Annotated in this window: 6 protein-coding genes; 3 read left to right on the top strand and 3 right to left on the bottom strand. The window is 71.7% G+C overall.

What is annotated here, in order from left to right; genetic code table 11:
• Positions 1 to 25 precede the first annotated feature (25 nt).
• From CCN56_RS29675 to CCN56_RS29665, 3 genes are all read right to left on the bottom strand, one after another.
• Positions 26 to 1,651, bottom strand: a complete 1,626-nt coding sequence (locus CCN56_RS29675) for a cellulase family glycosylhydrolase (protein WP_086831035.1) — start codon at positions 1,649 to 1,651, stop codon at positions 26 to 28.
• Between the two features lie 306 nt (positions 1,652 to 1,957).
• A complete protein-coding gene (gene manA, locus CCN56_RS29670) occupies positions 1,958 to 3,196 on the bottom strand; it encodes a mannose-6-phosphate isomerase, class I (RefSeq protein ID WP_086831034.1) in 1,239 nt (412 codons plus the stop codon).
• A gap of 20 nt (positions 3,197 to 3,216) precedes the next feature.
• Entirely contained in the window at positions 3,217 to 4,197 is a 981-nt protein-coding gene (locus CCN56_RS29665; RefSeq protein ID WP_086831033.1) for an ROK family protein, read from the bottom strand.
• A 219-nt stretch (positions 4,198 to 4,416) separates the two neighbouring features.
• Here CCN56_RS29665 and CCN56_RS29660 point away from each other — a divergent pair, with 219 nt between their 5' ends.
• The 3 genes from CCN56_RS29660 to CCN56_RS29650 all read left to right on the top strand — a co-directional run bounded on the left by CCN56_RS29660 (position 4,417) and on the right by CCN56_RS29650 (position 8,705).
• Positions 4,417 to 5,829, top strand: a complete 1,413-nt coding sequence (locus CCN56_RS29660) for a GH1 family beta-glucosidase (protein ID WP_086831032.1) — start codon at positions 4,417 to 4,419, stop codon at positions 5,827 to 5,829.
• Positions 5,830 to 6,434: 605 nt separating this feature from the next.
• Entirely contained in the window at positions 6,435 to 7,670 is a 1,236-nt protein-coding gene (locus tag CCN56_RS29655; protein ID WP_086831031.1) for a PP2C family protein-serine/threonine phosphatase, read from the top strand.
• Between the two features lie 276 nt (positions 7,671 to 7,946).
• Positions 7,947 to 8,705 (top strand): DUF1254 domain-containing protein, encoded by a 759-nt coding sequence (locus CCN56_RS29650; RefSeq protein WP_218779464.1) that lies wholly within the window; start codon positions 7,947 to 7,949, stop codon positions 8,703 to 8,705.
• Positions 8,706 to 8,938 lie beyond the last annotated feature (233 nt).

Genomic DNA, 8,938 nt, shown 5'->3' with positions numbered 1-8,938 from the left:
ACGGGGCCCGGAGGGGCGGGGCGACTCAGCTCTTGGCGCAGGTGGCGCCGTTGAGGGTGAAGGTGGCGGGAACGGCGTTGCCGCCGGTGGACGAGGCGCTCAGGCCGAAGCTCACGCTGCCGCCGGCCGGGATGGTCTCGGTCCAGGATTCGTGCGTGGCGTGCACCTGGTCGCCCTCCTGGGCGACCTTGGCGTTCCAAGCGGAGGTCACCGTCTGGCCGCCCGGGAAGGCGAAGTCGAGGCGCCAGCCCTTGACGGCCTCGGTACCGGTGTTGCGGATGGTGACGTCGGCGTTGAAGCCGGTACCCCAGTCCTGCAGCCGGTAGCCGACGGTGCAGTTTCCGGCGGACGGTCCGGCCGCGGTGGTGAGGGTGGTGGTGACGGAGCGCGGAGAACGGTTGCCGGCGGCATCACGGGCGTACACGGCGAAGGCGTAGGTCGTGGAGGGCGTCAGACCGGTGAGCGTGGCGCTCGTGCCCGTCGTGTTGGTGACGGGGGTCTCCGCCGAGCCGTTGACGCGGACGACGTCGTAGCCGGTGACGCCGGTGCCGTCGGTGGCGGCGGTCCAGGTCAGCCGGGCCCCGGTGGCGGTCACCTCTGATGCGGTGGGAGCGCCGGGGGCGGTCGGCGGCTGGGTGTCACCGCCGGTCCCTCCGTAGACGCTCGCCTCGCGCGAAGTCTGCCGGATGCCGTCGGCGCCGTCGAACAGGCGCTGTCCCCAGGGCGTGAGCCGGTTCGCGTCGAAGTCGGTGGCGAGGTCGAGGTACTCCACTCCCCCGCCGTTGCCGCTCCACGACCAGCCCAGGTAGCCGAGGTTCAGCTGGCGGGCGGTGGCCATGATGGCGTCCTCGTCCGGGTTGCCGTCCGAGTGGTCGTTGCCGAACTCTCCTACCACCAGGGGGAGTTTCCGGCTGACGAAGCTGTTCAGGTACGCCTGGACCTCGGCGGCGGTGTCGTAGACGCCGTACATGTGGATGGAGAAGACGGTGTTGCGTTCCGGGTCGGCGGCGAAGACGGCGGGGGCGTTGTCCCGCATGGTGTTCGACCAGTCCTGACCCCAGTTGGGGGCGTCCGCCATGAGGGTGTGGTGGAAACCGGCGGCGCGCAGCCGGGTGACGGCGTTCTTGGTGTCCTCGGTCCAGGCGCTGTAACCGGTGTTGCCGTGCGGCTCGTTGCCGAGGTTGATGACGACGTACTTCTCCTGGCCCTTGACCGCGCCGGCGACCTCCAGCCAGTAGTCGACCGCCTTGGCGAGGGAGACGGCTCCGCTCTGTTCGCCGTAGCCGGTGGTGTCGTGGGCCTCGAGGACGCAGACCAGCTTGTTGGCCTTGCACTGGGTGACGATGTTCGCGACGTCGGCGGCGCCGTTCTTCGTCCACCGGTCGCCCGTGCTGAGCACGATCCGGGCCGAGTTGGCGTCGAGCGCCTTGAGGTCCGCCAGGGCCTGACCGGTCCTGCCGGGGTACCAGGCGTGAGCGTGGTTGACTCCGCGGAAGACGAAGTCCTGGCCGTTGGCGTCGAGGAGCCGGCCGTCGGTGACGTGGAAGCCGGTGGTGGAGGTGTCGGCCGCGTGGGCCGCGACGGGCGCGGTGACCGTCGCGGCGGCGAGGGCGAGCAGCGCTCCCGCCGCGGTGGTCAGTGTCCTGTTCATGTGGTGCTCCCAACTCGGTCGCGCGCATGCCGGGGCGCGGTGCCGTGGCGTGCGGGCTTGCCTGACATGGAGGGTGCGGTACTGCCGGTCCTGCGGAGCGACGCGTCGAGGACGCGGGGGTGGGCCGGTGGATTCCCGCTGCTCGATGTATTTCTTCGGCTCTCACCGAGCAGGGGAGGAAGTGCGCCGACTGGCGGGGGATGTCCCCCGCGCGGTGGTGGCGTGGCGGATTCGCGGAACGCCCGGCGACCGATGACGAGACTAGAGGGGAAGGAGGCCGGAAAACAATAGACAGAACCTAACCGGTTAAGTTACTTCGTCGTCTTCGCGTGGACCCGGAGGGGCGTCGGCGGCGGCCCCGGTTCCGACCGTCGCGCGGAAGACGGCTCCTTCTCCCGCGAGGGAGACCGCCTCGGCCGCGGGGACGTAGAGGGACTGCCCCGGTCCGATCCGCAGGGTGTCGCCCGTCGCCACCGAGGTCACCCGCGCCGCTCCCTCGACGCACAGGACGATCCGCGGGACTCCGGCGGGAAGCGGACGCGGCCGCTCCGAACGGCGGAGCCGGAATCGCGACAGCCGGAAGTCGTCGACGGGGATCGGGTAGACCTCTTCGCCCGCCCGCTCCCTGGGCGTGAGGACGCGGCCGGGGAGGGCGCCGAAACGGATCACGCGCACCAGCTCGGCCGCGTCGACGTGTTTGGACGTCAGTCCGCAGCGCAGGACGTTGTCGGAGTTCGCCATGATCTCCACGCCGAGGCCGGAGAGGTACGCGTGCGGGACGCCGGCGCCGAGGAACAGGGCCTCCCCCGGCCGCAGTTCGACACGGCGCAGCATCAGGGCGGCCAGCAGCCCCGGGTCGCCCGGGTGTGCCCGGGCGACCTCCGCGTAGCAGAGGAAGTCCTTCTGGTGCGGGCCCACGTGCGCGGCGGCTGTCGTGACGGCTTCGGTGACGGTGCCGAGGAGCCCTTCGGGCGGGCTGAGGAAGGCGGTGAAGACCTCCGCGAGGGCGGTCTCTTCCGACCGGGTCCGCAGTACCTCGACATGGGGACGAAGGGCGGGCACGGCAAGGGCGTCCAGGAGGTCGGCGCACTGCCGGACGCTTCGGAAACCGCACAGCCCGTGGAACCGGGTGAGGGCGACGATCATCTCGGGCTTGTGGTGGGGATCCCGGTAGGTGCGGTGCGGAGCGTCCAGGGGCACTCCAAGGGCGTTCTCCAGCGCGAAGCCCGCTTCGGCCCGGGCGGAATCGGGGTGGACCTGCAAGGAGAGCGGGGCGTCGGCGGCGAGCAGCTTCAGCAGGAACGGCAGTCGGGGCCCGAACCGGCGCAGGGTGGGCGTACCGAGTTCCGTCGCCGGGTCCGAGCCGATCACCCGGTCCAAGGGCAGCGGCCCGTGCCCGCGGTCGACCCGGGACGGCGCGGCGGGATGGGCCCCCATCCACAACTCCGCCTGGGGCTGGCCGGTGGGCGGCGTTCCCATGAGGCTCGGAATCGCGGTGCGGGAGCCCCAGGCATAGGGCTGGACGGTGTTGGAGAGGAGGTCCACGAGCTCTCTTTCCGGATGGGTCACGGACGGGGTGCGCGGCTGCCGGCGGCGCCGGCACCCGCGCGGGACGGTCCGGCCGAAGCGGCGGCGACCGCGGCCGCCCCGATCAGTCCGGCGTCGAGCGCGAGCCCCGCCGGCACCACCGGGACGTCGCGGGTGAAGTCCAGGACCGCGTAGCCGGCGAGGTGGCGGCGGAGCGGACCGAAGAGCGTCTCGCCGGACTGCGCGACACCACCGCCCACGACCACGAGGTCGAGTTCGACCAGCGCCGCCGTGGCCGCGATGCCCGCGGCCAGGGCACGGCCCGCCCGGTCGAAGGCGGCGCGGGCCCTCGGGTCACCCGCCCGGGCCGCGTTCGCGACCTCGGCGGCCGTCGGGGCGACGCCGGGCGGTGGGGTCCACCCGGCCTCCAGGGCATGGGCGGCGATGGCGGTGCCGCTGGCGAAGCGCTCGACGCAGCCGCGTGCGCCGCAGGGGCAGAGGGGGCCGTCCTGCTCCACGGTGATGTGGCCGATGTGGCCCGCGTTTCCCGAGCGGCCCGCGTGGAGAGCGCCGTTGAGGATGAGCCCGCCGCCCACTCCGGTGGAGACGACCATGCAGAGCGCGTTGTCCCTCCCCCTCGCGGCTCCCGCCCAGTGCTCGGCAGCGGCCATCGCCACGGCGTCGCCCACGAGGACGGGCCGGATCCCGGACGGCAACCGCGGGTGCTCCCGCACCCGGTCCACGAGCGGGAAGGAGCGCCAGGCCGGGATGTTGACCGGGCTGACCGTGCCCGCGGCGGTGTCGACGGGCCCGGCGCTGCCGATGCCCAGACAGGAGAGGGCGGCCCACTCGGGGTGGGCGGACAGTTCCTCCATGACGGCGGACACCTCGGCCATGAGCTCCGGTGCGGAACCGTGGGCGGGGGTGGCCCGCTGGGACCGGGCGACCAGACGGCCCTCGCCGTCGACCAGGGCGCCGGCGATCTTCGTACCCCCGATGTCGAGTGCTCCGTACACCATCGCGTCGAGCCTTCCGTAAGCGCGGACAGGGAAAGGCGCACCACACTCTGGGTGCAGCATGACAACGTTGTCCAGTTAACCGGTTCAGTTAAGCCTTTGTTTAGTAAAACCGAGCCCATTCCGCCTTCGGACCCTGGACGGAAGCGCTGAACCACCTCATGCTCGGCTCTGCTTCCCGCAGCCGATTTCATGTCTCCCGACCGAAGGACGTCTCCTTTCATGATTGACCCCGCGGCCTTTCCGCCCGGCTTCGAGTTCGGCACCGCCACCTCCGCGTACCAGATCGAGGGCGCGACGGAGGAGGACGGGCGGGGGCCGTCGATCTGGGACGCCTTCGCCCGGTGCGGCGGCACCATTCTGGACGGCAGCAGCGGCGGCACCATTCTGGACGGCAGCAGCGGCGACACCGCCTGCGACCACTACCACCGGCACCGGGAGGACGTCGCCCTGCTCGCGGACCTCGGAGTGGCCACGTACCGCTTCTCCTTCGCCTGGCCGCGGATCCGACCGTCCGGCGGAGGCCCGGTGAACCCACGAGGGCTCGACTTCTACGAACGCCTGGTCGACGACCTGCTGGACGCCGGTGTCACACCGGTCGTGACGCTCTACCACTGGGACCTCCCCCAGCCCTTGGAGAACGTCGGAGGCTGGCGCTCGCGGGACACCGCCCAGCGCTTCGCGGAGTACACGGAACTGGTCGCCTCACGGTTCCATGACCGGGTACCCCGCTGGATCACCCTCAACGAGCCGTGGTGCAGCGCCTTCTTGGGATACGCCAACGGCGAGCACGCCCCGGGAGCGCGTGAGGGTACGCCGGCGCTGGCCGCGGCCCACCATCTGCTGGTCGGCCACGGCCTGGCGATGGAGGCGTTGCGCGCCGTCGGCGTCCAGGAGGCGGGCATCGCGCTCAACCTCGACCACATCTCCCCGGCCACCCCGGCGGCCACTGACGTGGCCGCCGCCCTTCGCGCCGAGACGCAGCGCAACCTGATGTGGACCGACCCGTTGCTCAAAGGGTGTTACGCCGCCGCCGAAGCGGACACCTGGGGCGAGCTGATCGAGCGCGAGGACTTCCGCCGCGAAGGTGACCTCGCCCTCGTATCGGCCCCGATGGACTTCCTGGGCATCAACTACTACACGCCGTCCACGGTGCGCGCCGCCCCCTGGCGCGAACCCGACCCCGCCCGCCGCACTGCGATGGACAACCGCTTCGAGGCCGTCCCCGCACCCGGCGTCCGCCACACCGCCATGGGCTGGCCCGTCGTCCCCGGTGCCCTCCGGAAACTCCTCGTCTCGCTGCGCGACCGCTACGGCACGGGCCTTCCACCGATCCACATCACCGAGAACGGCTCCGCCGAACACGACTCCCCCGCCCCCGACGGCAGCGTGCACGACACCGACCGCATCGCCTACCTGGACAGCCACCTCCGCGCGATCACCGAGGCGTTGGCGGAGGGCGTGGACGTGCGCGGATACAGCGTCTGGTCCCTGCTGGACAACTTCGAGTGGGCCTACGGGTACAGCAGGCGCTTCGGGCTGGTCCACGTCGACTTCCCGACCGGGCGGCGCACCCCCAAGGCGTCCTACCACTGGTACCGGTCACTGCTCGCCGGGAGGGGGATCAGGCCGTGAAGGCAGGACGGCCGCACCACCCCGGGCGGGGAGCTCTACGGCCTCGGGCCCGTCCCGCGCGGCCCCTCTCCAGCGGCGTCCGACAAGTCCGCCGCCCGGGGGCGACGGCGCCGCCGACTCAGTCGCGATCGGCCAGGGTCGGGGCCAGGAACACGGAGTCGGCCCGTACTCGCCGAAGAAGCCCGGTTCCTTCTGGGCGTTCGCGTGCGACTCGCGGTACGGAGCTTCAGCGCGGACGACCGTCGAACGAAGCCGACGCCTCTGCTCCCGGAAGCGGTTGAGCGATCTGCGCTGTGGGCCTACCTCCCCGTACCGAGGTCTGGCGTTACGGGGAAGGACGGGCCAAGGCCAATGGGATGGAGAGTGGTCTCCGCACCGGCAGACCCATGAGCGGTGATCGTGGGCCGGCGAGGGGGCCGCTTCCCTCTGAATCGGCACGGGGCGAAAAACGATCAGCCACCGCCCTCGTGGGGCGGACGTGAGACAGGCCGCCGCCGTCAGAGGACCAAATGGCCCACTCCGGGCTGGCCGCAGCCGACCGGTTCGCAGACAGTGCGAACCATGTGGGAAGCACATGATCGGCACCTCGTGGAGTGGGCAGGTACATGGTGAGCGGTGTCAGAATCGACTACCAGGAGGTCTTCCAGGCGCTGCCGGGCGCCGTGGCGCTGCTCACCCTTGATCTGGTGTTCGCGGACACCAACGAGGCGTACCTGTCGATGTCGGGCCGGACCCGCGAGCAGGTCATCGGCCGCTACCTGTTCGATGTGTTTCCCGACAACCCCAACGACCCCGCGGCAACCGGTATGCGCAACCTGTACGCCTCGCTGCGGCGGGTCGCGGACAGCGGGGAGCCCGACGCCATGGCCCTGCAGCGGTACGACGTGGAGTGTCCCGACCGGCCCGGGGTGTGGGAGGAACGGTACTGGAGCCCGGTCAACGTGCCCGTCCTCGCCCCCGACGGCACCGTGGCACTGCTGCTGCACCGGGTCGAGGAGGTCACCGAACTCATCCGCGCCCGCGGCGGGCGGTCCGGTGGAGACCGCGCGCAGGTCCTCGAGGCGGAGTTGTACACCCGGGCGCGGGAACTGCAGGAGGTCAACGAGCGCCTGCGCCAGGCACACTCCCGGGAGCGCGAGGTCGCCCTCCATCTGCAGGAGGCGATGCTGCCCGCGCCCCGCCCGCTCGTCCATCACCGTGCCGCGGTGCGCTACCGGCCCGCGGTGGGGGCCCTGAACGTGTGCGGCGACTGGTACGACCTGGCCGACCTGCCCGGCCACGGCCGTACGGCCGTGGCCGTCGGCGACGTCGTCGGCCACGGTCTTCGGGCGGCCGGCGTCATGGGCCAGCTGCGCAGTGCCCTGTCCGCCGCCTCCCGGGTCGCCGACGGCCCCGCCCAGGCCCTGGAGGTCCTCGGCCTGTACGCCCGCTCCCTCGACGGCGCCGAGTCCACCACCGCCGTCTCCGTCTTCATCGACTGGAACACCCGCACCCTCACGTACAGCAGCGCCGGTCACCCCCCACCCGCGCTCCGGCACCCTGACGGCGCCGTCACCTTCCTCGACCAGGCCACCGACCCTCCGCTCGGGGCACGGCCCGAGCATGTCGCCCGCCCCCAGGCTCACATCGCCTTCGTCGAGGGTTCCGTCCTCGTCCTCTACACCGACGGGCTGATCGAGCGCCGCCGCGAGGACATCGACGCCGGACTGGCCCGGCTCGCCGAATCGATCACCCGTCACGGTGCCGCGAACCCGGACACGATCGCCGATACGCTGCTGACCGACCTCATCCCCCCGGCAGGTCTCACCGACGACACCGCCCTCGTCGTCATCCGCCTGTGAAAGCCGGGGTCCACCTGGTCGTGCGGCTGGTTCCGGCCTCCGAGGCCGGCGGCGTGGGCAGCGAAGACCTGCGCGGCGGCGGGCGAGTGACCCGCAGCAGTCAGTGTCCTGAAACCGGTTCACGCCGTGGACGGGGCCGTGTCACGACCGGCAGGTTGCGAAGCGCAGGGGCAGCACCGGTCGCCCGGGGCGAAGGCGAGAACGGGCATGGGCGTGCTGTCGGATGATCTGCGGACTCTGGGACGCGAGGCACACGTCTACCTGTATCCACCGGTCATGACGGACGTGACCCGACGGCAGCCGGCAGCCGTGCCCGCGGACGTGCGGCCGGGCTACGGCACTCCGAACCAGTTCCACCGTCTGCGCGCCTTCCCACCGGCGGACTTCCCCACCGTCGTCCGGCCCGACTTCGACACCCCCTACTCCACCGCCTGGCTCGACCTGACCACCGGACCGGTCGCACTGCACGTCACCGACGCCGCCGACCGCTACTTCATGCTGTCTCTGATGGACGTGTGGACCGACGTCTTCGCCACCATCGGCCGACGCACCACCAGCACCGGCGACCAGGACCATCTCGTCGTCGCCCCCGCCTCGGACTTCTCCGTCCTGGCCCGCATCGCGCTACTGGGCATCGTCCCGGGCCGCGACTTCGGCCCAGGACGCTTCGATGCCACCGGCCTCGCGGAGCTCGAAGCCGGTGCGGCCGGCACCCGCGAGGCGGTCCTCGGCTCCCTGGCCTCCTTCGGTACCGCCGCGAACGGCTGGCGGACCTCCCACCAGCACCATGGGCGTCTACGGCAACAGTTGCTTCAAGCGCGCCGCGGTCGCCGCCGGAGGGCTCGGCGCCAACCCGCCCGAGGACGCCGTCTCCCCCTTCGTTGCCGCCGACGCCGACGGCTCCCTCGACATGCTCATCTCCCTCACGACCCCGGCCCGGACCGTCAGGCGAACTGGCTGCCCACCCCGCCCGGACCACTGGGCATCACGATGCGGCTGTACGCACCCCGGCCCGAGGCATTCGACGGCCGCTGAAACCCACCGCCGGTCCGCAGGACCGACCCCGACATCCACGCCGGCTGACAAGCCCCCGGTCCCAGCGCGCCAAGAGCGGCTGCGTGCCGCGTTCTCGCCGTCGCCTTCGTACTGCCCGTTCCGCTTCCGTCATCACGGCCGGTCCTCCGCCTTCTGGATACACGGAGTCCCGTCAGACTTCGCACAGCCGAGGGCGGTGGTCCGGGGTGTAGGCCCACGGGCGGTGGCGCTCC

Origin of the sequence: Streptomyces sp. NRRL B-24572 (genome assembly GCF_002156145.1) — a bacterium.
Taxonomy (GTDB): domain Bacteria; phylum Actinomycetota; class Actinomycetes; order Streptomycetales; family Streptomycetaceae; genus Streptomyces; species Streptomyces vietnamensis.
The sequence above is the reverse complement of the archived record's forward strand: the minus strand, read 5'-3'. Positions and strand labels throughout refer to the sequence as shown.